22 protein-coding genes are annotated in these 25215 nt (G+C 42.2%); 11 read left to right on the top strand and 11 right to left on the bottom strand.

Annotated elements, in window-relative coordinates:
- Nucleotides 1-77 precede the first annotated feature (77 nt).
- The 5 genes from H8B17_RS14625 to H8B17_RS14605 form a co-directional block, all read right to left on the bottom strand.
- Nucleotides 78-2738, bottom strand: a complete 2661-nt coding sequence (locus tag H8B17_RS14625) for a DUF5916 domain-containing protein (RefSeq protein ID WP_190309972.1) — start codon at nucleotides 2736-2738, stop codon at nucleotides 78-80.
- Between the two features lie 186 nt (nucleotides 2739-2924).
- The gene (locus tag H8B17_RS14620) at nucleotides 2925-4118 is read right to left on the bottom strand and encodes a class I SAM-dependent methyltransferase (protein ID WP_223816593.1); all 1194 of its coding nucleotides are present in this window, start codon (nucleotides 4116-4118) and stop codon (nucleotides 2925-2927) included.
- Between the two features lie 10 nt (nucleotides 4119-4128).
- Nucleotides 4129-5391, bottom strand: a complete 1263-nt coding sequence (locus tag H8B17_RS14615) for an aspartate kinase (protein ID WP_190309971.1) — start codon at nucleotides 5389-5391, stop codon at nucleotides 4129-4131.
- 22 nt (nucleotides 5392-5413) lie between these two features.
- Complete coding sequence (locus H8B17_RS14610; protein WP_190309970.1) at nucleotides 5414-6238, bottom strand: DUF3298 and DUF4163 domain-containing protein; 825 nt, start codon at nucleotides 6236-6238, stop codon at nucleotides 5414-5416.
- 38 nt (nucleotides 6239-6276) lie between these two features.
- On the bottom strand, nucleotides 6277-6969 hold the full coding sequence (locus tag H8B17_RS14605; protein ID WP_190309969.1) for a YggS family pyridoxal phosphate-dependent enzyme: 693 nt from the start codon (nucleotides 6967-6969) through the stop codon (nucleotides 6277-6279).
- Nucleotides 6970-7021: 52 nt separating this feature from the next.
- Here H8B17_RS14605 and H8B17_RS14600 point away from each other — a divergent pair, with 52 nt between their 5' ends.
- On the top strand, nucleotides 7022-7726 hold the full coding sequence (locus tag H8B17_RS14600) for a DUF4296 domain-containing protein (protein WP_190309968.1): 705 nt from the start codon (nucleotides 7022-7024) through the stop codon (nucleotides 7724-7726).
- A gap of 7 nt (nucleotides 7727-7733) precedes the next feature.
- Complete coding sequence (locus H8B17_RS14595) at nucleotides 7734-10109, top strand: endonuclease MutS2 (protein WP_190309967.1); 2376 nt, start codon at nucleotides 7734-7736, stop codon at nucleotides 10107-10109.
- Nucleotides 10110-10121: 12 nt separating this feature from the next.
- Here H8B17_RS14595 and H8B17_RS14590 read toward each other — a convergent pair whose 3' ends face one another.
- Together H8B17_RS14590 and H8B17_RS14585 are read right to left on the bottom strand one after the other, a co-directional pair.
- Entirely contained in the window at nucleotides 10122-10724 is a 603-nt protein-coding gene (locus H8B17_RS14590) for an MgtC/SapB family protein (protein ID WP_223816592.1), read from the bottom strand.
- A 58-nt stretch (nucleotides 10725-10782) separates the two neighbouring features.
- Nucleotides 10783-11487, bottom strand: coding sequence for an LOG family protein (locus H8B17_RS14585; RefSeq protein ID WP_190309965.1), 705 nt, complete (start codon nucleotides 11485-11487; stop codon nucleotides 10783-10785).
- A 59-nt stretch (nucleotides 11488-11546) separates the two neighbouring features.
- Between H8B17_RS14585 and recR the strand changes: the two genes are divergently transcribed.
- Complete coding sequence (gene recR, locus H8B17_RS14580) at nucleotides 11547-12161, top strand: recombination mediator RecR (protein ID WP_190309964.1); 615 nt, start codon at nucleotides 11547-11549, stop codon at nucleotides 12159-12161.
- Between the two features lie 15 nt (nucleotides 12162-12176).
- Here recR and H8B17_RS14575 read toward each other — a convergent pair whose 3' ends face one another.
- Nucleotides 12177-13382, bottom strand: a complete 1206-nt coding sequence (locus H8B17_RS14575; RefSeq protein ID WP_190309963.1) for an MDR family MFS transporter — start codon at nucleotides 13380-13382, stop codon at nucleotides 12177-12179.
- 75 nt (nucleotides 13383-13457) lie between these two features.
- Nucleotides 13458-14708: a PQQ-dependent sugar dehydrogenase gene (locus H8B17_RS14570; protein ID WP_190309962.1), complete on the bottom strand. Its 1251-nt coding sequence runs from the start codon at nucleotides 14706-14708 to the stop codon at nucleotides 13458-13460.
- Between the two features lie 252 nt (nucleotides 14709-14960).
- Here H8B17_RS14570 and H8B17_RS14565 point away from each other — a divergent pair, with 252 nt between their 5' ends.
- The gene (locus H8B17_RS14565) at nucleotides 14961-16490 is read left to right on the top strand and encodes a SulP family inorganic anion transporter (RefSeq protein ID WP_317171051.1); all 1530 of its coding nucleotides are present in this window, start codon (nucleotides 14961-14963) and stop codon (nucleotides 16488-16490) included.
- Nucleotides 16491-16497: 7 nt separating this feature from the next.
- On the opposite strand, the gene H8B17_RS14560 is transcribed toward H8B17_RS14565, so the two are convergent.
- Together H8B17_RS14560 and H8B17_RS14555 are read right to left on the bottom strand one after the other, a co-directional pair.
- Complete coding sequence (locus H8B17_RS14560; protein ID WP_190309960.1) at nucleotides 16498-17454, bottom strand: hypothetical protein; 957 nt, start codon at nucleotides 17452-17454, stop codon at nucleotides 16498-16500.
- A 50-nt stretch (nucleotides 17455-17504) separates the two neighbouring features.
- Nucleotides 17505-18503, bottom strand: coding sequence for a beta-ketoacyl-ACP synthase III (locus tag H8B17_RS14555; protein ID WP_190309959.1), 999 nt, complete (start codon nucleotides 18501-18503; stop codon nucleotides 17505-17507).
- Between the two features lie 279 nt (nucleotides 18504-18782).
- Here H8B17_RS14555 and H8B17_RS14550 point away from each other — a divergent pair, with 279 nt between their 5' ends.
- From H8B17_RS14550 to H8B17_RS14525, 7 genes are all read left to right on the top strand, one after another.
- Nucleotides 18783-19463: a response regulator transcription factor gene (locus H8B17_RS14550; protein WP_190309958.1), complete on the top strand. Its 681-nt coding sequence runs from the start codon at nucleotides 18783-18785 to the stop codon at nucleotides 19461-19463.
- On the top strand, nucleotides 19453-20826 hold the full coding sequence (locus tag H8B17_RS14545; protein ID WP_190309957.1) for a HAMP domain-containing sensor histidine kinase: 1374 nt from the start codon (nucleotides 19453-19455) through the stop codon (nucleotides 20824-20826). The genes H8B17_RS14550 and H8B17_RS14545 overlap by 11 nt, the downstream gene beginning before the upstream one ends.
- Before the next feature lie 85 nt (nucleotides 20827-20911).
- On the top strand, nucleotides 20912-22114 hold the full coding sequence (locus H8B17_RS14540; protein ID WP_190309956.1) for a porin: 1203 nt from the start codon (nucleotides 20912-20914) through the stop codon (nucleotides 22112-22114).
- Between the two features lie 44 nt (nucleotides 22115-22158).
- Nucleotides 22159-22461 (top strand): urease subunit gamma, encoded by a 303-nt coding sequence (gene ureA, locus H8B17_RS20685; protein WP_190314160.1) that lies wholly within the window; start codon nucleotides 22159-22161, stop codon nucleotides 22459-22461.
- An 18-nt stretch (nucleotides 22462-22479) separates the two neighbouring features.
- Nucleotides 22480-22851 carry an urease subunit beta gene (gene ureB / locus H8B17_RS20680; protein ID WP_223816590.1) on the top strand — a complete coding sequence of 124 codons (372 nt, stop codon included), beginning with the start codon at nucleotides 22480-22482 and terminating at the stop codon, nucleotides 22849-22851.
- A 16-nt stretch (nucleotides 22852-22867) separates the two neighbouring features.
- Nucleotides 22868-24724, top strand: coding sequence for an urease subunit alpha (gene ureC / locus H8B17_RS14530; protein WP_223816589.1), 1857 nt, complete (start codon nucleotides 22868-22870; stop codon nucleotides 24722-24724).
- Nucleotides 24724-25212, top strand: a complete 489-nt coding sequence (locus H8B17_RS14525) for an urease accessory protein UreE (RefSeq protein ID WP_223816588.1) — start codon at nucleotides 24724-24726, stop codon at nucleotides 25210-25212. Before ureC ends, H8B17_RS14525 begins: the two co-directional genes overlap by 1 nt.
- Nucleotides 25213-25215 lie beyond the last annotated feature (3 nt).

Raw genomic sequence — 25215 nt, 5'->3', positions numbered from 1 at the left:
ATCAAAAAGCCGCGGTTCTTAAACAAACTGCGGCTTTTTTATGTATCGACACTTCCATTCTCTCTTCCCTGTTGTTCCTACCAGCCCAGCCAATAATTCGCCTTCAGCATAAATGTATTCGTTGGGGCAATTCCCCATATCTGGTCGATATTTGAACCCCAGCCGGGTTGATAGACTGGCATTCTGCCCGAACGGTTGTGTTCCCAAACTAGATAGAGTGTTGATCCGGGTTTGTATTCCCAGCGTGCGACAAGATTGGACCTGAACTCATTAAAGCTGAAGTTCGGGTCAGTGAAGCTACCCGAAGCTTTGGGGTTTGATATATTGTATAGACCATCTGAAGCGCTGATTTCCTCCGATGTAAATTCTTGGAAACGGTCTGCATATTTACTTGCTAAAGTGTTTGTGGCGAATTTAAAGCGATCGTATTGGGCTACCGATGTAAACGGTGAGCCGTAGTATTGGATGGATAGGTCTGGGGTGATATTGCCCTGAAGCCTAAAGGTAAAACCATAAGTTTCTTGGCGCATTCTTGCCATGATATAGGATTCGGCCTCGGCGTTTTGGTCCGGATCAATAACGGTTGCTACATATTGCAGGTTATCTTTGTTCCAAGCGTAATTGAACTGGGTTACGAGGTGGAGATGATTACCTATCCTAAAGGTCAGGGAAGGTCTGATTTCATTGTACCTTGTTTCTCCATCCAGGAAGTGCTTGCCATCATAGTCGATTTTTAGGTAGACTCTCTTTGCACGATCTGAGTTCATGGAGAAGGTATGGGTAAAGTGTGGGTTATAACGCAGATCATAGCCGCCACGTAACATACGACTATCGATCGTATTCCAGCTGAAAGCCTCTTTCAGATCCATTTCGATACGCCTTTTTATAGTCAAGCTACGGAATCTAACACCCAGGTTGTTATCCATTGATTTCCCACCATAGTTCCAGACGTTTCGCTGGGTAAGGGTAATACCGGCAGCCCTAAATGGTCCCCAAGGATCCGTTTTACGGAAGGCGAATTCTGTTTCGTTGAGTTTATAATCGGTCTGTTTGAGGTAACCGACCTCATTCAGGTCAAATCCCGGTGATGACCAGCTGAATGTTTCCGCGTATGTCCATTGGGCATTTCCTTTTTTGCCGGCTTTGATGTAACCCCCGGTTCCGCTTAGCGAGGTTTCCTCTGGATTCATATTCAGGTACCCAACAGCCGATTTTCTTTGGTAGAAATGCGTTGCATTGTTTTTGATCGCCATAATGGCCTCAGAAGTACCTGATAGCGTACTGTACATGGCTTTGGTCTCTACATAATACAATCTATTGGAGAAGTATTGGGTAAAATCTATCCCTGTAGAGAATGCATCCTTAACGAGAAAGTTCTGTAGATGGGTTTCGTTTATTTTCCGGTTCACAGAAGTAATCATACCGCCCAGTAGCGTATTACCGTTCCAATTCTTCTGCACACGTGCTACGGTGTAGTTTGTCAGGGGTTCGGTTTGGATTTTTTCTTCGCCAGATCCCAAGTTGGAGACTTTTTGGGAAGTTTGGGCTGTGATACTTTCAAGAATACCAATTGTCAAGCCTTTTCTATTTGTCCCGGTCAGTTTCATGGCACCAAGAATAGGAACGAAGTCCGTTGTACTGGCAAAAATATGCTGATTATCTACATTTGGCACCTGATAGCGAGGTCTAGATCCAATCCTGCGGGAATAAAACATCATCCCACCCTCGTTGTTGTCAAATTCCAAAATATGCTTGCCTTCAAGAAAGAAAGGCCTTTTCTCTTCATAGAAAACCTCATAGGCCGTTAGGTTCATTACCGAAGGATCCAGTTCTACCTGACCATAATCAGGATTGATGGAAAGGTCCAAGGTATAATCTGAGATAGCGAATTTGGCATCCAGGCCAGCATTAGGTTTCCATCGGCTACCGTCCTGATAGGCGCTATTGTTTATTTTGGGTTCTCTGATCAGTTTAGTCATTACATAGGGCAGAAACTCGATTCCTTTGGGTTTTGGAAGATCCTGCATGCCGTGCATAGTCCCAAAGGAAAACACATGACCATTATTTTTGATCGGAATCATACTCCAGTTCTGCACCTCGTTGTTTTTACGGATAATCCTTCGCACATGTAGGCCCCAGATTCCGTCGTCGTTCTTTTGGGTATATCTGATCTGGTTGAAAGGGATTCGCAGTTCGGCTGTCCAACTGGAATCAGCTACGTCCTGATGGGTTTTTCCTTCCCAGACTGCATTCCAGCTCAGGTTTACCGATAACTTATCGGTTACAGTCAAGTCTGTTTTATTTCCACCCAAGTTGATGTTAAACTCCACGGCCGCCCTATAATCATGATAAGGGTCGAAAGCAATTGAAATCAGGTCACCATTACTGTTATCATCTCTATTTCCGATAAAGGCATTCATAGTTTCAGGATGAATATCCTTACAATAGACCCCTACATAGATATTTTTGTCGTCGTAGAAAATCTTCATCCTAGTCCAGGAACCTGTATAGGCCCTTTCAAAAGGAATCACCTGTGCGAATTTCTCGGACCATTCACCTTGGTCCGTCCAGATACCTTCGTCTAGTTTGCCGTCGATCTTAGGTTGGCCAGATGCTATTTTAGTGGCTTTATAGTCGCGTTTATAAGAATCTTCAAAAGAAACGACCGGTTTTCGGTCATCTTGGGAGTAGCTAAAGAAAAATGATACAATCAGTATAAAAGACAAAAAGTATTTCATTGGCAGCGTGCAGCGTTGAGATTGATTGGGGCCAAATATAGGGATTTTTTAAATCTCTTCAAGATTGAAGAGTTGTTACTGAAGCTCCGTTAGTAATAAGCAGAATTCGAGTTTAAGGGAGATTGTACATTGTTATATTTTTTGATCTTCAGGGATTAGCACATGCATCATAAAAAACAATTCAGCCTAAGCCAACATATGTTTTATCCCATACAAAACCACATGCCGATCATCAAATAGCGTCGTAAAGTACAAATACGCCTCGCCGCCATCTTTAATTTTAAACTTCTTTCGAATATCGTCCACTTTCAGCGGAAAGTTTTTGGCGATGATATTGGCTTTTGCAATAGCAACATTCTTTTTAAAGACGGAAAACGGTATCACCTGTTGTACCTGAAAGACACGTCCGGGAAATTCCGACACAAAATTGTCACTGGTATACAGATGGCTGTGCGGATGCAGTTTTTGTAAGCCGAAAGCGGTAGCAACAGATTTAAAGGCGCCGGCTTTGGTTATTGCCACATCCGGATCGTATAAAAAACTCCTAGGTTCGCCCATTACCGGCACAGATTCCTTTTCCTGTGTGTAGGTAAAGGAAAAGATTTGTGGTTCATCCGTCGATAGACGTACCGCATGAATGGTAGGTATACCTTGAAACGATTTTTCTTGGACAAATAGCAATTCCTTACAGTCGTTGTCTATGCTGATTACATACACATCTTTGACCTGCGGCAATACATTTAGCGCTCCCGAAATATCGAGCAGGGGCGCTAATTTGGTTAAGAGGATATCCGAATGTTCAAAAAATAGCGATTGATAGGCCAGAATATTCGGCTCGCAATCTTCCAGTCGGAATACTTTTTGGTTTTTTACCCTTCGCGAGGGGTCGGTATAAATGTAGTCGTATCGCTCGTTCGACGATGTCAGGAAAGTAAGCCCATCGCCGGTGTGGAATTGTACGTTATCTACCTCTAATTCCTGGAAGTTATGTGCCACGATTTGCGACAATTCGGCGTTGATCTCACAGTGTATCACGCCTTTTGCCCGTTGTGCAAAATAATAGCTGTCTACGCCGAATCCGCCCGTCACGTCCAACAGTCTACGGCTCGGTGATAGCAGGGAAGCTTTGAACTTTCCCGTTTTGGCGGAAGAGCATTGCTCCAGATTCAGCTTTTCGGGAAAATACAGGGGCTTGCCTTGTTCCAACCATGTGGGTATTTTGATACTTACTTTTTGCCGGCCGCTTATTTGCTGCGCAAGTTCTGACGACGATACCGCTGTAAATGGACTCTTTTTCAAAGCGATGCTACTCGCATTTTCCTGTGCGTGCCGACGGATAAAAGACTGAACTGTTGATGATAAAATGTTCCTATTCATCATTAATCAGGGGTTACCGCTCTTTAACCAGAAGTTGGCAGGTGTAGCTGTCTTTAAGTTCCTGGATAATTTTTTTATTTACCAACACGCGGTTGATAGTTTCTTGATTATAATAGCGTATCGTGATAAGCTCCAAGCCCTTTTCTACACTTACTTTATACCGTTTTTCCAAATCTCCCAGCAAAGCTTCTACGTTTGTTCCGGTGTCGTCAACGCTCACAAAGAAGCTAATGGCACTGTTGTGCATCATGTTGATCTTGATTCGATGGCTATGGAACAGGTTAAATATATGGCTGAGGTTGTCTTCCACGATAAACGAAAAATCGCGGGGTTGTATACTTACCAGAACCTGATTGACCTTAAAAATAAAAGAGGGGATAGGCAGCCCGTTGTTGGTGGTGCGGATAAGCGTTCCCGGTTCGTCTGGATGTAGGAAAGAGCGTACGTTTAAGGATATCTTCTTATTTTGTAGTGGTTTGATTGTTTTCGGGTGGATAACCGTTGCACCGTAATAGGTGAGTTCAATGGCATCGGTATACGATAATTCGGGAATGAGTTCCGTCGGATCAAACCATTTCGGGTCTGCATTGAGTACCCCGGGGACATCTTTCCATATCGTGACGTCATCGGCCTGTAGGCAGGCTGCGAATATAGCGGCGGAATAGTCGGAGCCTTCGCGACCTAATGTGGTCGTAAAGTTTTCCGAGGTAGAGCCAATGAAACCTTGGGTGATGATGATTTGTTCATCCAGGATGGTGGGTAGTTCTCGGCGGATTTTGTCTTCCGTTTTTTGCCAGTCTACTTCTGCTTCCTGGTAGGTGTTGTCTGTAAAGATATAGTCACGGGCGTCTATCCATTGGATGGGTAAACCGGTATGCGCACAATAGGCGGCAAGGATTTTAGACGAAACAATTTCGCCGGTAGAAACAATCTGGTCGTGCAGGTAATCATACGAATCTTGTGGTTCTTCCTCGAGGATCCATTCGATTTCGACGAAGCAATTTGCAATTTCGTCAAATATAGGATGATGTGACACACCAAAAAGTTCGGTCAGAATCTGTTGATGCGCCATTTTTACGTTTTCCAGCAGATCAAATGCTTGCCCTGTTTGGTCGATAAAATGCTGGGTAACTTCGGTCAGTGCGTTGGTGGTTTTACCAAGTGCGGAAACGACGACAAGCAATTCGCCGTTTTTACATTTTGTAATAATATGTGCAACATTACGGATGCTTTCGGCATCTTTTACGGATGCTCCGCCAAATTTAAATACTTGCATGAAAACGTATTAATTTTATCACTTATAACTTCTCACTGACGACTTTCAATAAACGCTTGCCTTTCGCTGTCATTACTTCCTCTAGCGCCTTATAGGGAATGATTAGCGTTGTTGGTCCCTCGGCATACGATTTAATTTCGTAGGGGTTGTAGTGAAATAGAAGTCCGCTGGGGATCAGGCCAAAGTTGTCTGCCAAGGTAAAAGTTTCGTCTTCAAAAAAATAATTGCTTCCGTAAGAACTCGTATCGCTCAACGCTTCCTGCTTCCTGAAATAAACTTCTACAATTTGGCTTAAAGCCAGTGTATCTTGAAAAAGATCGGCCAGCGAAAGTTTTCTTTTATTTTGTGTATCGTAGTTAGACCAGATTTCGATTTCTATGCCATGTGCTCCACCAGTATATTCACTTATGGCGTTCCTTAGGGTAAGAAAGCCCGGTACATTCAAAGCGACTTCACAATCCTGGCTTCTGAACCAGGCATGAAAAGCCCGATTCTCGCTTTCTATTTGCTCTTCGGCATATTCGTTAAATCCAGCTAAAAAGCTTTGTGCCACTTGCTTTGCATTGTGTTCGCCGTCAACAAAGATGGCTTCTTGAACCAAAGAGTCTGTTTCCGATGCAAAAACGGGATAACGTGCCAAATAAAATGTTGTATCCAACGTTGTTTCATCACCGGAAAAATAAGGACTGGTTTCTTTGAAAACCGCGATTTGATAAGCTAACGTATCGTTTACGTTTATAAGTGTATCTGCTGTGGTGCTGTTTTCGGGAGATTTATTCCCATTGATACAGCTTGAGGCAAATAACAATAGCCCCAGTCCGGTACTATATATTAATTTTCTTTTCATCAGTTGCTAAATGCTGTTCGACGCGCTGTCGTCGTTTCTTAATCGTTGTTTTTATAATGTTTGACCACCCGTTTGCCGAAAATAGTGCTTCCGAGCCGAATCATATTCGCTCCTTTTTCTATAGCCAGGTTGTAATCGGACGACATGCCCATAGACAAGGTATCAAAGCTGTCCTCCCGACGGAAAAAGCTGGCTTTAACGCCGTCGAACAACATTTTTAGTTCATAAAACTCTTCTTTGATCACCTTTTCGTTTTCTGTATTGGTAGCGATTCCCATCAAACCCCGGACGCGGACATGTTTTAGACTTTGAAAATCTTCACTCCGTAGCATTTCGATCAATTCTGCATGATCGAATCCAAACTTGCTTTCTTCATCTGCAATATGTATTTGCAGAAGATAATCGATGACCCGGTGGTTTTTGGCCGCATGTTTATCGATCTCTTTCAACACCTTTATCGAATCAACAGATTGTATCATCGATACAAAAGGAGCAATATATTTAACTTTATTCGTTTGTAAGTGACCGATTTGATGCCATGCTATATCTTTGGGGAGAGCTTCATACTTCTCGACCATCTCCTGTACCATATTTTCACCAAATACGCGCTGACCTGCCTCATAGGCTTCCATAATCTCTTCATTAGATTTTGTTTTGGAAACAGCGACAAGGGTAACGCCGATGGGTGCGAGGTCGGTTTGTAAAGATTCAATATTTGTTGCAATACTCATTTTGGAAGCGGTTATTATAATGCCTTTTTGTAATTTTGTACAAACTTACGAAATGCAGCGCTTAATACTTATTATATTGTCGTCGTTTTTTTTGATGATTTCTTGTCATCAATCGAAGCCAAAGGGCATTCTTTCGGAAAAGACAATGGTGGACTTGATGACAGATGTACACTTGGTCGATGGCTATTTGAATACGTTGCCTGTGGATAGTACACGGAAAGTTATAGAGGGGGTGTACGGAGAGGTATTTGAAAAGTACGGTATCGATTCGGCTAAATTTAAGAAAAATATCGCTTATTATTTAGGCAACCCGATCGTTTCGAGGGATTTATATACAGAGATAACAAAAAAAATAAATGGCTATGAGGCAGATTATCGCCGCGCCGATTCGTTGAGAAGTGCACAGGTATCAGATAGTATACGTGTTGTTCAACGATACGAACGTTTAAAAGAAGATGCTCGTAGATTGATTTTGGAGGTAAAACTAGACACGGTACCACTGACATATCGGGTACATCAAAAGGATTTTATGGATGGTGCCGGTTTGTATGCTGTTAAAACTTATCAACCAGCGATTAAACCTGCCGAAGTTAAAGAAACAGATCAATCGGATTTAGAAGCATCGGAGCATCTGAAAGTGGACTCCAACAAGGTATCTGTCGAACAGAAACCGGCTACGGCACCCAAACAGGCCCGACCGACCCCGATTCGAAACCCGACACTGCAAAAAGTAGAGGCGAAGCCTCTCGAGAATTAAGAATTTTATGATTTTTCCCAATAATACAATAGATAAATTAGGTTTTTCTGAAATTAAAGGCCTCATAAAAAGTAAGTGTTTGAGCGAACCGGGCCGGGAGATGGTGGAGAAAATACAACCTCAAGTGAAACTTGATCAGATTGATAGGTTCCTCCGTCAAACACAGGAGTTTAGGGATTTGCTGGTGAACGATGCGCCACTACCTGTAGATCATCTTTATCCCATCAAACCATTAGCAGAAAAGGCGCGTATAGAGGGTTCTTTTTTAGCAGAAGAAGAGTTCCATCGTATGCTGCTCTCCTTGCGTACCGTATATGCTATTATTCATTATTTTAGTGAACGGGAAGGACAGTATACCCATTTGGAATTGCTGTTTGAACACCTGCCGATCGAAAAGCAAATTATCCGCCAGATTGAAGTGGTGATAGACGACCGCGGAAAAATGAAGGACAACGCTTCTCGCTTATTGCTGGATCTTACGCAGCAGATACTGAAAAGTGAACAAGAAGCTCGTAAGCGTATTGATCAGGTCTTTAAACAAGCGCAGAGTCATGGATGGACGGCAGACGGGAACTTGACGATCAGGGATGGTCGTTTGTGTATTCCTATACTTGCCGAAAATAAACGCAAATTGAAGGGCTTTATACACGACGAATCGTCGACTGGGCAAACAGCTTATATAGAGCCAGAAGAAGTGTTTCACCTTAATAATAAGGTTAGGGATCTGGCATTTGAGCATAGACGGGAAGTGATTCGTATATTAACGGAACTGACAACAGCATTGCGCCCACACGTTCCGTTATTATTGGCTTATCATGGTTTGTTGACAAAGCTTGACTTTGTTCGGGCCAAAGCACTGTTTGCTATTGATATGGAAGCCGAGATGCCTGAGTTATCAAAAGAGGCCGAGATCAATTTGGTTAATGCACGACATCCATTATTGTTGATCAATGCGCATAAAGATAATCATCCGCCTGTTGTTCCTTTAAATATTAAAATAGATCAGGAAGACCGTGTGATTCTAGTGTCTGGGCCAAATGCTGGTGGAAAGTCGGTTTGTATGAAAACGGTTGGGTTGCTACAGCTTATGGCGCAATCGGGGCTGCTTATCCCGGCAGAAGCGACCTCAAAAGTTGGTGTTTTTCGACAGATATTTGCGGATATTGGCGATGATCAATCTATCGAAAGTGATCTGAGTACGTACAGTGCGCATTTGTCTAAAATGAAGCATTTTACTGAGTTTGCAAATGCGAGAACTTTGGTGCTGATCGATGAATTTGGTACGGGAACGGATCCTTTATTTGGTGGGCCCATTGCGGAAGCGGTTTTGGAAGCTTTGAACAAGAAGGAGGTGCGTGGTGTGATAACAACGCATTATTCTAACCTTAAAGTATTTGCGAGCAATACGGCTGGTTTGGAAAATGCGTCGATGCTGTTTGATAATGTGGCCATGCGCCCGTTATATATCTTGCAGGTAGGAAAGCCGGGGAGTTCTTATGCTTTTGAAATTGCTCAGAAAATAGGTTTGAATAAGGATATTCTGCATGCAGCCAAGGATAAAATAGGTGCTCGTCAGAAAAAAATGGATACCTTGTTGGTGGATCTGGAACGCGATAAAAAGGAAGTCTACGATACGAAGAAGGCAATCGCTATGCGGGAGCGGGAGTTAGTCGAATTAAAGAATGAGTATGAAAGCTTACAAGGGTATCTGGAAGAAAACAAGAAGCAGATTATTCGGGAAGCGAAAGAAGAGGCGCGCCAGATTTTAAAGCGTGCTAACAAGCTGGTGGAGAACACGGTCGCCGAGATTAAATCGGTACAAGCGGATAAGGAAAAGACGAGAGAGATACGACGTAGGCTACATGCGGAAGTCGAAAAACACACGGAGAAGAAACCAGCGGCTAAACAAGTGCCTATTGCGGAGGCGGATGCGTCTATCAAGGTAGGGGATTGGGTGAAAATTTTGGAGACAAATACCGAGGCACAGGTAATTGAAGTTTCAAAAGGTAATAACCTGATTCTGGCGCTTGGTGAGTTGCGCACGGTGGTGAAGAAGAATAAGGTAGCTAAATTGCAGGGAAAGGAAAAAGCGAAGGTTATAAAGAAACATAAAACAATATTGACGGAATCTGCAGCTGATTTTCAACCTGAACTCGACGTAAGAGGTGTCCGAACTGAAGAAGCATTGCGCCAATTGGAGACGGTGTTGGATCGTGCGGTGATGATAGGCTACCCTTCGCTGAAAATTTTGCATGGCAAAGGGGATGGCATACTCCGAAAATTTATTCGGGATTATTTACGTAAATACAGTCATGTATCCCATTTTGAAGATGAACATGCGGATCGTGGCGGCGATGGTATTACGTATGCTTATATCGAGTAATCGTGTGCCGGTTTAGCCCAAATTATTAAACGAATAAACATAGTCCAACGCAATGATGGCATCATTGGCACGACGAATGTTTTTTTGTGACCCTGTTATCTCATAGACGACGGTTAGGTGTTCTCCTTTTTTCTCTACACCTTTGCGTTGAGGCTTTATTTTATATTCTTTCATAAAATTTTCAAATGTGCCCAAATGGGATACTTCGATATGTTGAAAGGTGACGTGGATAGTACGTACGAAATAGATGTCTGAAATTAAATTCTCTATTTTTTGGAATAAAGATAAGACAATCACCATACAAAAAGTGAGTAAAACACCCAAGGTATAGCTCTCAAAGCCGATCATCATACCGATTCCGGCCATCGACCAAATTACCGCGGCTGTGGTTAATCCCTGTACGGTGAATTTACCTTGATAGATCACACCGGCGCCGATGAAACCAATTCCAGTGACAATATTGGCGGCTATCCGATCGTCGGAGATATTTCCCATACGCGAGGTCAGCGTAAAAATGGTAGAACCCAAACAAATAAGGATAATGGTACGAAACCCCGCTGATTTGTTTTTAAATTCCCGTTCAAAACCGACAATCGAGCCACATAATATAGACATTAAGACGCTTAATATGGGAAGATCTTCTAGCCACTCCAACATGTCTCTTGATATTAAATTAGAAATTGGGTTTCATTAAATACTTGTCATAGAAGCGGAAGATATGATCGGCAGCTTCTTCGGCGGTATCTACGAAGCGGTATAGTTTCAAGTCTTCTTCGGAAATATATGCGTTTCCTAACATCGAATTGGCAATCCAATCGAATAATCCCTTCCAATATTCGGTTCCGACCAAAACGATGGGAAAGCGGGCAATCTTTCCGGTTTGGATCAAGGTGATGGCTTCAAAGAGTTCGTCCATCGTACCAAAACCTCCCGGCATCACAATATACCCTTGCGAATATTTGGTAAACATCACTTTGCGGACGAAAAAATAATTGAATTCCATGAGTTTGTCGCGATCGATGTATTTGTTGTGAAACTGCTCAAATGGCAACTCGATATTAAGTCCGACCGATTTACCGCCAGCTTCGTGGGCTCCTTTATTGGCGGCTTCCATGATACCTGGTCCGCCGCCTGATATAACGCCATAACCTTTATCGGCAAGCAATCGGGCTATTTCGACCGTGATTTCATAATATTTATGGTCGGATTTTGTCCGCGCAGAGCCAAATATGGATACGCAGGGGCCTATTTTAGCTAATTTTTCGAAGCCGTCGACAAACTCTGCCATGATTTTAAAAATTTGCCAGGAATCTTTTACTTTTATTTCTTGCCAAGTTTTATTCGCAAATGAACTTCTTATTTTGTCGTCTTTAGCCATATACATGATTCTACTTATTGAGGTTTCCAAGATAGGGATTTTTTTGTTTATTTTTGTGCATGCATTTTTCGTCGCGACTTTTAGAACAAGCAGTAGAAGAATTTGGACGTTTGCCTGGAATAGGTAAAAAAACCGCTTTGAGGCTTGTGCTACATTTATTGAAACAGCCCAACAGTGACGTGAGCCGTTTTACGCATTCCATAGATCAGCTTAAGGAACAGATACGTTATTGTAAGACGTGTTTTAATATTTCCGATCATGATGTATGTGAAATCTGTGCGGCTGTAAAACGGGATCATGCCATGGTGTGTGTAGTAGAGGATACACGAGACGTGATGGCCATCGAGAATACCAATCAATATCAAGGGGTTTATCATGTGCTGGGCGGACTTATCTCGCCAATGGACGGGGTAGGGCCCTCAGACTTAAAGATAGATGCGCTGATCGAACGATTGAAGAAAGATGATGTTCGGGAAGTTATTCTCGCACTGAGTGCGACAATGGAGGGGGATACGACCATTTTCTATTTGTACCGAAAGCTGAAAGATTTTAATGTGCAGATTAGTACAATTGCCCGGGGTATAGCTTTTGGAGGGGAACTGGAGTACGTGGATGAAGTAACACTGGGACGATCTATAGCTACACGTGTGCCTTATGAAAGAAATATAGGGTAGGCTTGGTGATGCACCTTACATTTTTTTTAATATCCATGAAAAGCCAATACTCGTAAAAATTAATAGCCCGGCTGTGCCAAGCCACAGGGTTTGATAGCCGAAATGTTCTGCAACGTATGTGCCCAGATAGGGCGAGAAAATATTGGCGGCTGCGAAGGCCAATGAATTGAATCCCATATAGGCGCCTTGTGTATTCACTGTGGCGCGGGATGCACTGATCGTTGCTGTAAAGGGAAGGGTGAGCATTTCCCCAATACAAAGGATGAACATGGTGCAATATAGCCAGGCGATGCCTAATGGAACAGATAACATGAAGTAGGAAGCGCTCGCCATAGCTGTTCCGAAAATCATGACTTGCCGGGGGCTAAACCGGCGTTCTACACCATGAACTAACAACATCTCAAATAAAACGATCGTGAAGCCATTGAAACCTAAAAGGATCCCAATTTGTACTTCCGTGAGCTGAATGACTTCTTTGTAATACAGTGGAACCGTACTTAATAATTGGAAGAATGCCATCGAAAATAAACAGCAAAAGATGTTGAAGATGATGAAAGGTAAATCTAAATAAGCATTTCTGTCTTTTTTTGTGAATGTTTTTTCTTGTTTCCGTCGTGTACGTATAGTGGATCGTGGCTTACGGTTTCGGAAAAAGATAAGAAAAACCACGGCTGCTGATAAGGCGGCAATAGCATTTCCATAAAAGATCCAGCTGTATGAAATCATGGCCAGAAAACCGCCCAATGCGGGCCCCACGGAAAACCCGAGATTGACCGCCATGCGATTCAGGGAGTATGCTTTTGTTAAATTTTCCGGCTTGGCATAGCGAGCTACAGCAACGGAATTGGCCGGACGAAAGGTATCGGCGATGAGGGTCAATAGGAAGATCATCCCGGCTAAGCTTTCAAAGGTTCTGAACTGCGGTAGTATGATAAATATGGGGACGGTAAGTAATAAGCTGATGGCTTGTACGCGAAAATTACCAAACCGGTCTGTCAGCCAGCCCCCTAGCCAGGAACCGCATACAGAACCTAAGCCAAAACAACCTAATACGATCCCGACCTGCGCTTTACTGAAGTGCAGTTCTGAGGCCATGTACATGCTCAAAAATGGAATGACCATCGAACCGGTACGATTGATAAGCATTACGAGTGCCAAAAGCCAGGCTTCGGTGGATAAACCTCGATACGAGTCAATATAGAGTTGTCCTAGTTTTTTCAAGACGGAAAAAGATGTGTAAAAACAAGACGGACACCTTTTTAAAGCGTCCGTCTGTAATTATTGAGTAAAGACTGACTAGCTTTTTTTACGTATTACGTAGAGCCTACCAGCATCTGTAACGGCAAATACTTCGCCATTTTTACCTTGTGCTACATCGCGGAAGCGCTGCCCTTCTTTGTCCAGCAGGCGTTCTTCGCCCACGACTTTATTGTCTTTAATAATAAGCCGCGCTATATGGGTGCTGCTAAGGCCACCACTAAACAGGTTATTCTTCCATTCAGGAATTGCATCACTTGTGTAAAATACGAGACCACTTGGTGATAATACCGGATCCCAATAATAAACAGGTTGTTCTAATCCTTCCTGCTGCTGGATAGGAGGGTTCCCAATTTCTTTTCCGCTGTATTCCAAACCGTAAGTAATAATCGGCCATCCGTAATTTTTTCCGCCTTCGATATGATTGAGTTCATCACCGCCTCGTGGACCAAATTCTGTAGACCATAAGTCTCCGGTTTCTGGATGCAGGGCCAAGCCCTGCACATTTCTATTTCCGTAGCTATAAATTTCCGGCCGAGCATCACTGTTTGAAGCAAAGGGATTGCCTGGTGCTGGCTGCCCGTCTTTTGTGATGCGAACAATTTTTCCCAAAGCGGATTGGAGGTCTTGTGCCTGCGGTCTTGTTTCTAAATCGGAGCGTTCGCCGGTACCCACGAATAGGTTACCGTCTCTATCAAAGATGATACGCCCACCGTAATGTTGTCTCCCATCATAAGTTGGGAGGGCTTGGTAAATGACTTGCGCACCCTCAATAGATTTTTCGTCATCTGCCAGACGTCCTTTGGCAACCGCGGTATGGTTTCCTCCGGTAACAGGTTCGGAAAATACCCAGTATACCATTCGGTTAGAAGCAAAATCAGGATCGAGCGTAATTCCAAGAAGTCCGCCTTGTCCACGTGCATCCACTTTTGGAATGCCACCAATCGCTTCGCTAAGCTCGCCATTATCCGAAACGATACGCATATTACCTTCATTTTCGGTAATGAGTAATCGACCATCGGGAAGTACGGCAATGCCCCAAGGCGATTTGAGTTTGTCTGTTACAACTTGGCTTTCATATGGAGTCTGTGTTTTCGCGCCCGGTGCCCGTGTCTGCCCTTCAAAGGCAGGTTTATAGTCTGTGTTGGGGTTGTTTTTTTCTACGGGAGGATATGTGCTGTCTGCAACAGCCTCGTCGTCTGACGACGTAGAAGCGCCGTTACTATTGCAGGAAGCGACGATCAACGAAGCTGTCGATAACAATAAAAAAGCTGGAAAAGTACGTTTCATCTTTCAAATATTATTTTTTAGTAAGTCTTTTTTATTTAAGTGCTAAATGTAGGAAAATGTTTTGATAAAGGCATAAAAAAAGGTTTTCAAACGGGGAGAATGAAAACCTTTAGCTAACCAATTATAAACCTAAATTATGATACTGCAAAGGTAAGGTTATTCTTTTATATAAGCAAATATTTTTTTAAAAAATTTTTCGGTCCCATACCCAGGGTCATCATTCAAAAAAAACAGTACCTTTGGTGCGATTAAATATACCCCTTTGTTATCTTGAAATTATTGGAAAATATTAATTTAAGAAATGAAATTCTCGCGGGTTTAACAGTCGCGATGACAATGATTCCCGAATCCCTTTCTTTTGCTATTCTAGCTGGTCTTTCACCATTGACCGGGTTATATGCTGCTTTTTTAATGGGGCTTGTGACATCGATTTTAGGTGGGCGTCCGGGTATGGTATCTGGTGGTGCTGGTGCTACGGTAGTCGTACTAATAGCGTTGGCGGCAGGGCATGGAGTTCAATATCTTTTTGCCGCAGTGGTATTGGCGGGTGTCTTGCAATTATTGGTCGGTTTATTTAAGTTAGGCAAATTTGTCCGTTTAATTCCGCAACCAGTGATGTATGGATTTTTGAACGGTCTGGCAATTATCATCTTCATGGCGCAGGTTCAGCAATTCAAGTTACCTGCGGATACATCTGCTTGGATGACGGGTACAGCGCTCTACACGATGTTGGGGTTAACAGCTGTGACAATCTTGATCGTTTGGGGATTCCCAAAAATAACAAAGAAAATTCCGGCTTCATTGATCGCCATATTAGCGGTATTTGCCTTAGTGACCCTGCTTGGCATCGATACTAAAAAAGTAGTGGATATTGCATCGGTAAGTGGATCGTTTCCAGCTTTTCATATTCCCAATATTTCATGGACATGGGATACGTTGATGTTGATCTTTCCTTATTCGTTGGTTATGGCAGGGGTAGGGCTTGTCGAATCACTGTTAACCCTGAATATGGTGGATGAGATAACGAATTCGAAGGGGAAGTCAAATAAGGAAGCGATGGCACAAGGCGTAGCGAACATGGTAAACGGTTTTTTTGGCGGTATGGGGGGATGTGCTATGGTCGCACAAACATTGGTTAACCTTGATGCAGGCGCCCGTACCCGAATTTCATCTTTTGTCGGTGCGATCGCCATTTTGGTTATTATTTTAGTCGGTGCGCCGTTCATCGAACAGATTCCAATGGCGGCGTTAGTTGGTGTAATGATGATGGTTGCGGTTGGTACCTTTCAGTGGGTAAGTTTACGTATTATTAACAAATTTCCGCGGTCAGATATTTTTGTAGGCATGTTGGTCGCTGCGATTACGGTTGTCCTGCATAATCTAGCTTTAGCGGTGTTAGCTGGTGTGGTTGTTTCAGCGTTGGTTTTTGCATGGGATAACGCCAAACGTATTCGTGCTCGAAAATATGTTGATGAAGACGGTGCGAAACATTATGAAATATATGGTCCGTTATTTTTTGGGTCTACAACGGCCTTTTTAGAAAAATTCGATGTATTGAACGACCCGAAATATATTGTTATTGATTTCAAAGAGAGTAGGGTGGTGGATATGTCGGCAATAGATGCGCTAAGCAAAATTACAGAACGCTATGCGAAGCAAGATAAGCACGTACAGTTGAGACATCTTAGTCCTGATTGCCGTTCCTTATTAAAAAATGCGCAAGGTGTTGTTCAGATTGATATATCGGAAGATCCCACATATAAGGTGATGCCGAGTGATTGAAAAATGATCAAAGCTTTTCTAAAGCCAACGATAACGACTTTAAATCTTGCTTCATTAAAGTGATATGAGATTCGAGCTGATCGTACATATCTGCCCGGTTGACGAGTTGTTCAGTCGTGTATTTACCGCCGTTACCGAAGTATATTTGTTCGACGGATAGATCGTCTTCTTCCACAATTTGTCCGAAGTTTTTCCATTTGTCGATGATCTGCATCCTAACCGATTCGGTATCTTTACTGGGATCATGATAATTGAGATAATACCATACGGATGGTGGAAAGTTGGATGAAATCTTTTTTCCTTTCCAAACTTCCCGAAGCGCATTTCGTTCATGGTAGAAATCAATTTTCCGATTGTTGAATAGCATAATGAGACCTAACGAGGCTTCGGTAATACCGGTTGCAATCCCTACCGTATTGCTTGCGGTTTCGTTCTTTATAACACCGCCTGTTGCTATGGCACCTGTTGCTCCTACCACAATTGCAGCGACCGTAAGTTTAGATTCGAGTTCACTTTCTCCAGCTTTTAAATAATTAGCTACTTGGCTGGTACGTTCTTCTTCACAATCCATTTCGGAGGCTATAGCAGAAACCTCCAGAGAGGCCATATTAATCTTATGGTCTATGCGTTGCTTCAATTCCAAAAGGCTGATTCGTTTTTCTAGGCTTGGGGGGGTATTATCGTTTTTTAAACGGACGTATGACGTGAGATCAGTTAAAATGCCAATCGCGTTTGCCATATTCAGGTTTTCATAACTTAGATACGCAGACAACGTTTTATCAATAGCGAGTGTATGAAGTGGTATTGGCATATCATCTTCGGTATAATCGTAGATATTTTGCTGGTTGCAATTACTTGCTGCCATTTGTTGCTGTATATGTGTGTCTTTTACAGCTCTACACGCTCCTAGACTCAATAGCATGAAAACCAGAAATAATTGCAAGGCAGGTGATTCTATTCGCATAACCGTGAATATTAAAGCAGATGTGAATATAAGTATATATTTTGATATCGTTATATCATCCAGCGCAATAAACTGGCTCCCCAGGAGAATCCTGCACCAAATGCGGTTAACATGAGCAGATCCCCTTTTTGTATCATTTTAATATTTTCCCAGATACATAGCGGGATAGTCGCTGCAATCGTATTACCCCGATAGGCTATGTTGGTCAGTGTCTTGTCTCCTTGGATATTAATTTCTTTTCCTACGGCATCAATAATACGTTTGTTGGCTTGGTGTGGCACGAGCCAATCAACTTGTTCTATTTCGAGTTGGTTTCGTTCGAGTATATTTTTGCAGGCATTGCTCATCGACTGTACAGCTTGTTTAAATACGACCTTGCCGTCTTGTCGCAAATACCTGCGGTTATCTGTAAATGTATTGTCGTTGGAAGGATATAACGAGCCACCGCCTTCAATATTTAAGAACTCACGTCCGTCGCCATTACTTTGCATAAAGGCATCGATGACACCCGCTTCTGCTGACGGCTCTAGCCAGACAACTCCCGCTCCATCACCAAAAAGAATATTGGTGGAGCGGTCGTGGATATTAACAAATGCACTGATATTATCTGCTCCAACAACCAATACATTTTTATATCGCTCTGTTTCCACTAATGACGCTCCCATATCCAGTGCATATAGAAAACCTGAACAAGCGGCATTCATATCGAAAGCCCATACGTTTTTTATATCCAATTTCTGAGCAATGATATTGGCTGTGGCAGGCATCAAAACGTCGGGCGTTGAGGTCGCGACGATGATAGCGTCTACGTCGGCTATATCTTTATGGTAACGTGTACATAAATCCTGAATGGCCATAACGGCCATGTCTGAAGTGGCTAACCCTTGTTCTAGAATACGACGTTCTTTAATTCCCGTACGTTTTACAATCCATTCGTCCGATGTGTCGCATACCTGTTCTAAATCGAAGTTGGTTCTTCGTCCTTGTGGGAGATAACCACCTACGGCGGTAATAGCGGCATAAGGTCTGGATGAATAATTATTTCGCATAATTTTAGTTTCTCAAAATAAAAACAGGGCAAATGTACGGAATTTTATGATTAGTTTGGAGGTAAGAAGTCTCAGAGAATGGTTGCTTTTCGTAAGCTGAGCGTAAAAAAATAGAAACATAGGAAAAAAAGAAACCGAGGGGTGCCTCTCCATAAGGTCTAAAATGTATATTTACCTCTCAAAATGATTATATAAAGAGTCGCAAAAAGGGTATGTTCTAACATTTTATGTCAACATATAGCGCCGATCAATTTTTATTTTATTTAAAGGAGGAGGAGTTTGGAAATACTTCTGATAGAGGATGAGCCATCTGTAATATCGTTGATTGAAAGGGGATTAAAAGGTGAGGGACATCACATTCATGTCGCTATGGATGGTTTTACGGGACTCAAAATGGCTGGGCGTCATACGTATGATTTAATTATATTGGATGTGATGCTACCCGGAATGAATGGACTGGATGTATGTAAGAATATCCGTATGGCCAACGAAGACGTTCCTATACTTATGCTAAGTGCACTGAATCAGACGGAGGATATTGTGGAGGCGTTTAATCGTGATGTGGACGATTATCTGACAAAGCCATTTAAACTCGATGAGCTTCGGGCAAGAGTAAATAGGTTCTCCCGAAGGGCAACTAACCGACATGTTGCTGCTAATACTATTTCCATAGATAATTTGGTCATTGATAGGGACAGCAAAAGTGTTTGCCGTGGCGAAATAGCTATTGTACTGACTGCTACAGAATATCGTTTGCTGGAATATCTGCTTGTCAACAAAAATAAAGTATTGTCTCGCGTGGATATTTTGGAGAAGGTATGGAGTATGGACTTCAACATGGGTACAAACGTTGTCGACGTGTATGTAAATTATTTGCGAAAAAAAATTGACCATCCATTTGAAAAAAAACTGATCCATACGGTAATCGGTATGGGGTATGTGTTGAGAAATGAAAATTAAGACGCGAATTATCTTATTGTTTACAACTATCTCGATATTTTATATTGTGTCGTTTGCTATCTATGTGTCTTATTTCACGCGTGATAGTTTGCAGACCAAGTTTTACCATCGGTTGGAAGAGAATGCCACCATCGTGGGAAATCATATCGTCCAAAATGATGAGTACAATAATCAGATATATTATGAAGTAAGACGGAAATATCTAGCGCAGTTGTCGGAAGGAAAGGATTATCTCCTGCGGATTGTAAAGGACAGTACAAATCTGCGGTTTAGACCAGATCTTCCTCTGCCGGCTTCCTTTTATACGGAAGCGATTATCAATGGTAAAGCACAATATCTTCATGGAAAAACATCGTATGTGGCGGTGTTCTTCGTTGATACCCAGCATAAGGAGGATTTGTTGGTCATTTCGGAGGGTGTAGATGATTATGGGCATGATGAGCAGCGTACGTTAGATCGGACGGTCGTATCAGGCGCATTGATTGCGGTTGCACTTGTGTTTTTATTGTCTTTTTACTTTGCGAATAAATTATTGGTGCCTATCCAAGCGATCAACAATGACCTTACTCAAATCGATATTTCCCATTTGGATATGCGTTTGCAAAATAAGTTTAATAGTGAAAACGACGAGATAGGAACATTAATAGGTAATTTTAACTCCATGATGAACCGTCTGGATATTTCGGTAAAATCGCAGCAGAGTTTTATTGGGAATGCTTCGCATTCTCTGCGTACGCCCCTTACTATTATCGGAGGGGAGGCGGAGTTGGCATTGCAGGGTTTGGATAAACAGCACGAAGCTTATTATTCTGTAGAAACGATCTCGAAGCAGGTTAATAAAATGGAATTGATTGTCAATAATCTTTTATTGCTTTCGCGTTCCGGATTTGATAGGAAGATAGAAAACAAGCAGCTTGTTCGGATAGATGAATTGCTCTATGAGGTACAACGTAATGAAAAGGCGGTCAGTCCGGAATCTCGTATTCGTTTGGATTTTTCTAATATTCCCGAAGAAAGCCATCGATTGAATGTATTTGTTAATCCGGATCTGTTCTATATTGCATTTAGTAATATCTTATCGAATGCCTGTAAATATGGCGAAGACAATACAGTTACTGTCTCATTGGAATGTCATTTAAAAAATGTGATGGTAAAAATTACCGATGACGGTATTGGTATTCCGCAACATGATCAACCGCATATTTTCGACTCATTTTTCAGAGCTTCGAATGTAGGACAGATTTATGGGAATGGCTTAGGCCTCGTTTTAGCAAAAAATATTTTTGATTTACATGGTGCTAAGCTTATGATTTTTTCTATTGAAAACCAAGGCACGAATGTGACCGTTGAGATACCTGTTTAATTTTCTAATTTCGTTCTAATCTCACATTAATCTGATTCTCATGTGACTGTGATATACTTGTGAAAAGTAAGTTTAATCACAGTTCATGAAAAAAATTTTTCTGTTTTTTGCTTTAGGCTTTTTAGTAAAAGCCGGTTACACAAAGGAGGGTGATAGAAATATAGAAATCGTTGGCGTGGAACCGACGGCGGTTCAGGATACATCGGAAAATGAGCCTGACCAATCCAAATTATTTAATTTTGATGTATTGTTTAGAGGTGCGCTTCTTGGCGATAACCTAGGTAAGGATGATGCTACTACTCGGGCAAAAATGGAGGAAATTCGTCTCCACTTACACGGAAACTATAACGATGATTTGTCGTATAAAGTTCGGTTACGTTTAAATCGTCCGTTTACACCGAGCTCCCTAGATAACGGATCCGGGGCATTAGATTTCGCGTTGATCGAATATAAATTCGGTAAGAACCGAAATTGGGATGTTACCGTAGGTAAGCAAAGCGCGATGGTAGGTTCGTATGAGTTTGAAAATAACCCGATTTATGAATTTATGTTCACAGATTATGTGGATCGCATTTTGAATTTATTCGTGACCGGGACGAAATTAGGCTATCATGTAAACCCAGATCACTCCTTTCATGTACAGGTGCATAATACGGTAAACAATAACTTTAATGACCATATTCTCAATAATGGCTTCGCTATAGGTGACTTGCAACGTTCGAAAGTGCCGATGGGTGCTTACTTTACATGGGTTGGCGCTTTCGCCGATCGAAAAATACATACGAAATGGTCTTATCACGTTTCGCAATTTGCAGATAAACATACCAATCACGCGATTTCTTTAGCGAATAAGTATAAAACCGATAAGCAAATGGTTTACTTGGATCTGCAATATTCACACATGGGCGTAGACCACGCATTAATTGCCTCCAATGGTATCAATGATTTTTACAACCATACGGGCGCAGATAGAGTATTAGCAAAGGGTATTGTGTATAAATCTGCCGTGTTGCGTTATGACCAATTTCTAACAGACAAATGGGAAATCGCTTTAAAGGGGGCGGTGGAGACTGCCGGAAGTACAAAAGATGAGGAGCTGGGTAAAGATTTCCGACAAAATTATACCTACTTTGCGGCACTACAGCACAAACCTTTCCGAAATCAAGATATGCGTTTCTATCTAGGATATATTGGTAACAGTATATCCTATGCGGATAAAATGAATGTGGACAACCAGCAACTGAATAGATTGGCGTTGGGGGCATACTTCACAATCCCATTATTATAACAGTTTCATAGATTACTAATAAAATAAAATAAATCGATAAAACTATGCGTTTAACACCACGTGAAATCGAAAAATTAATGCTTCACTTAGCTGGCGAACTCGCGGCTAAGAGGCTGAAAAGAGGGGTAAAACTCAATTATCCCGAATGTATTGCTTATATCAGTATGGAATTGATGGAACGCGCACGCGATGGAAAATCCGTTGCCGAGTTGATGGAATACGGTACTACACTTCTAAAACGAAAACAAGTCATGGAAGGTGTTCCTGAGATGATACATGACGTACAGATTGAGGTTACTTTCCCCGACGGTACGAAATTAGTAACCGTACATAACCCTATTCGTTAACCCTTAAAATCTAAAAAAATGGTTCCAGGAGAATACTTTTTGAAGAATGACGATATCAAAGCCAACGTTGGTTACAAAACCAAGACGATATCGGTCGCTAATACAGGTGACAGACCTATTCAGGTAGGATCGCACTATCACTTTTTTGAAGTGAATAAAGACTTAGAGTTTGATAGAGAAGAAGCATTTGGGATGCGTTTGAATATTCCGGCAAGTACAGCGGTTCGTTTCGAACCAGGTGAGAAGAAAAATGTCATCCTGGTGGAAATCGGTGGAAACAAAGAAATCTATGGGTTTAACGGATTGACCAATGGAAAATACACCAACGCGAAAGTGAAAGCGTCGGCTATCGAGAAAATAAAGAAACAAAACTTTAAATCTTCTAAATAATTAAAAAGAACATATTATGGGAGAATGGAACAGAAGAGACTGGATTAAAATTGTTGGATTGGCAACTGCTGGTGTTGCTACAACAAAATTAAATGCCTTAGGTCTCGAAAAGCTAGGATTAGATAAATCGTCGATACACTATGATGACGACGGTGCATTGTATATACCACGGGATAAATATGCTTCTTTATTTGGTCCGACAACGGGCGATCGTGTACGTCTGGCAGATACCGAACTGTTGATCGAAATTGAAAAGGATTACGCGGTGTATGGTGAAGAAAATAAATTTGGTGGTGGTAAGACGATTCGCGACGGTATGGGGCAATCCGCACGTGCTCTGCGAGACGACGAAGTACTTGATTTCTGTATAAATAATGTGATTATCATTGATCATTGGGGAATTGTGAAAGCGGACATCGGTATTAAAGATGGTAAAATCGTTGGGATTGGTAAAGCGGGTAATCCGGATATACAGGACGGTGTGACACCGGGCATGGTTATCGGTGCCTCAACAGAAGTACACGGTGGCGCGGGGTATATCCTCACGGCTGGTGGTGTGGATACGCATATTCACTTTATCAGTCCGACACAAGTAGAAACAGCATTATATAGCGGTGTAACGACATTTATCGGTGGCGGTACAGGTCCTGCTGACGGAACGAATGCGACAACGGTTACGTCGGGTAAATGGTTTATCCATAAGATGCTCGAAGCATTCGAAGATTTGCCGATCAACGTTGGTTTCTTTGGTAAAGGAAATGTTTCCACAACGAAACCTATCGAGGAGCAGATTGAGGCAGGTGCATTGGGGGTGAAAATCCACGAAGACTGGGGTGCTACACCGGCAACTATTGATGCAGCTTTGAAAGTAGCCGACAAATATGATGTACAGGTCGCTATCCATACCGATACGCTGAACGAAGCCGGATTCTTGGAAGATACGGTTGCAGCTATCGACGGTCGCGTTATCCATACGTTCCACACGGAAGGTGCAGGTGGTGGCCACGCGCCGGACATTATCAAGATTTCGATGTATCCGAATATTCTTCCCGCATCGACAAATCCGACAAAACCCTTCACGGTTAACACCGCTGAAGAGCATTTAGATATGTTGATGGTTTGTCACCACTTGGATAAAAACGTAAAAGAAGATGTGGCCTTTGCCGACTCGCGTATCCGCCCGCAAACTATTGCAGCTGAAGATATATTGCAAGATATGGGTGTTTTCTCGATTATGAGTTCGGATAGCCAAGCGATGGGACGAGTAGGAGAGGTGATTTCCAGAACATTCCAAACGGCACACAAAATGAAGGTACAGCGCGGACCGTTAGAGCAAGATAAAGCCAACAATAACGATAATTTCCGTGTAAAACGTTATATCTCTAAATTTACGATCAATCCGGCAAAAGCACATGGTATTGACAAATATATCGGTTCCGTAGAGGTAGGTAAATTTGCTGACCTCGTGCTGTGGAAACCAGAAATGTTTGGTGTAAAGCCGGAAATGATTATCAAAGGCGGTATGATCCTTAGTTCAAAAATGGGGGACGCCAACGCATCTATTCCAACACCGCAACCTATTATCTATCGTCAGATGTTTGGTAACTACGGTAAGGCCAAAACCAAAACATCGTTCAATTTTGTGTCGAAAGTTTCTATCGATAATGGTACAATCAAGTCTTTGGGATTATCTAGGGAAAGTTTGCCGGTAGAAGGTTGTCGAAACGTCATGAAGAAGGACATGGTACATAATGATGCAACACCGAATATTGAGGTGAATCCAGAAACCTATGATGTAACAGTAGATGGCGTGTTAGCGACTTGTGAACCGTTGGCGGAGCTTCCAATGGCGCAACGTTACTTCTTATTTTAATGATTATATCTAAAGGCATAGCGGGTAATATACGGATAGGTGATATACGGAAAGAAAAACCTACTGATCTTGTCGAACTCGAATGGTTTGATACCGAAAAACGTATTTTAAGACTACGTACGGTCGGAGGTCAGGAAATTGGCTTTCGTAATCTGAATGGCGAACCGTTAAAAGACGGCGACATTTTGTATGAAAGTGAGCAACAACGTATCACTGTTAGGATATTACCCTGCCTTTGTTTAATATTTCATCCTAGAGATAAGATGGAAATGGCGAAAGTCTGCTTCGAGATAGGCAACCGTCATTTACCAATCTACATAAACGAAAAGGCGGAAGTTGTCTTAGCGTATGAATGGCCTGTGCATCAACTCTTGAAAAACCGCGACTATGATGTTGCGGTAAGTGTGCGCGTAATCCCACAAACGCAAACACTGAAGATGCATGAGTGGTCAAGAAAAACAAAATTCAAAATAACACTAGCAAAATAAGGC

Source organism: Sphingobacterium arenae, assembly GCF_014692505.1.
GTDB lineage: Bacteria > Bacteroidota > Bacteroidia > Sphingobacteriales > Sphingobacteriaceae > Sphingobacterium > Sphingobacterium arenae.
Note: the sequence above shows the minus strand (reverse complement) of the source record. Positions and strands in the feature narration are given on the sequence as shown.

What these genes read in the sequence shown, in the direction of transcription:
- H8B17_RS14615 (WP_190309971.1), bottom strand. Translation starts at nt 5,391, where the DNA reads ATGCAAGTATTTAAATTTGGCGGAGCATCCGTAAAAGATGCCGAAAGC.
- H8B17_RS14610 (WP_190309970.1), bottom strand. Translation starts at nt 6,238, where the DNA reads ATGAAAAGAAAATTAATATATAGTACCGGACTGGGGCTATTGTTATTT.
- recR (WP_190309964.1), top strand. Translation starts at nt 11,547, where the DNA reads ATGCATTTTTCGTCGCGACTTTTAGAACAAGCAGTAGAAGAATTTGGA.
- H8B17_RS14545 (WP_190309957.1), top strand. Translation starts at nt 19,453, where the DNA reads ATGAAAATTAAGACGCGAATTATCTTATTGTTTACAACTATCTCGATA.
- H8B17_RS14570 (WP_190309962.1), bottom strand. Translation starts at nt 14,708, where the DNA reads ATGAAACGTACTTTTCCAGCTTTTTTATTGTTATCGACAGCTTCGTTG.
- ureA (WP_190314160.1), top strand. Translation starts at nt 22,159, where the DNA reads ATGCGTTTAACACCACGTGAAATCGAAAAATTAATGCTTCACTTAGCT.
- H8B17_RS14585 (WP_190309965.1), bottom strand. Translation starts at nt 11,487, where the DNA reads ATGGCTAAAGACGACAAAATAAGAAGTTCATTTGCGAATAAAACTTGG.
- H8B17_RS14620 (WP_223816593.1), bottom strand. Translation starts at nt 4,118, where the DNA reads ATGATGAATAGGAACATTTTATCATCAACAGTTCAGTCTTTTATCCGT.
- H8B17_RS14560 (WP_190309960.1), bottom strand. Translation starts at nt 17,454, where the DNA reads ATGCGAATAGAATCACCTGCCTTGCAATTATTTCTGGTTTTCATGCTA.
- H8B17_RS14625 (WP_190309972.1), bottom strand. Translation starts at nt 2,738, where the DNA reads ATGAAATACTTTTTGTCTTTTATACTGATTGTATCATTTTTCTTTAGC.
- H8B17_RS14540 (WP_190309956.1), top strand. Translation starts at nt 20,912, where the DNA reads ATGAAAAAAATTTTTCTGTTTTTTGCTTTAGGCTTTTTAGTAAAAGCC.
- H8B17_RS14590 (WP_223816592.1), bottom strand. Translation starts at nt 10,724, where the DNA reads ATGTCTATATTATGTGGCTCGATTGTCGGTTTTGAACGGGAATTTAAA.
- H8B17_RS14555 (WP_190309959.1), bottom strand. Translation starts at nt 18,503, where the DNA reads ATGCGAAATAATTATTCATCCAGACCTTATGCCGCTATTACCGCCGTA.
- ureB (WP_223816590.1), top strand. Translation starts at nt 22,480, where the DNA reads ATGGTTCCAGGAGAATACTTTTTGAAGAATGACGATATCAAAGCCAAC.
- H8B17_RS14595 (WP_190309967.1), top strand. Translation starts at nt 7,734, where the DNA reads ATGATTTTTCCCAATAATACAATAGATAAATTAGGTTTTTCTGAAATT.
- H8B17_RS14605 (WP_190309969.1), bottom strand. Translation starts at nt 6,969, where the DNA reads ATGAGTATTGCAACAAATATTGAATCTTTACAAACCGACCTCGCACCC.
- H8B17_RS14600 (WP_190309968.1), top strand. Translation starts at nt 7,022, where the DNA reads ATGCAGCGCTTAATACTTATTATATTGTCGTCGTTTTTTTTGATGATT.
- H8B17_RS14525 (WP_223816588.1), top strand. Translation starts at nt 24,724, where the DNA reads ATGATTATATCTAAAGGCATAGCGGGTAATATACGGATAGGTGATATA.
- ureC (WP_223816589.1), top strand. Translation starts at nt 22,868, where the DNA reads ATGGGAGAATGGAACAGAAGAGACTGGATTAAAATTGTTGGATTGGCA.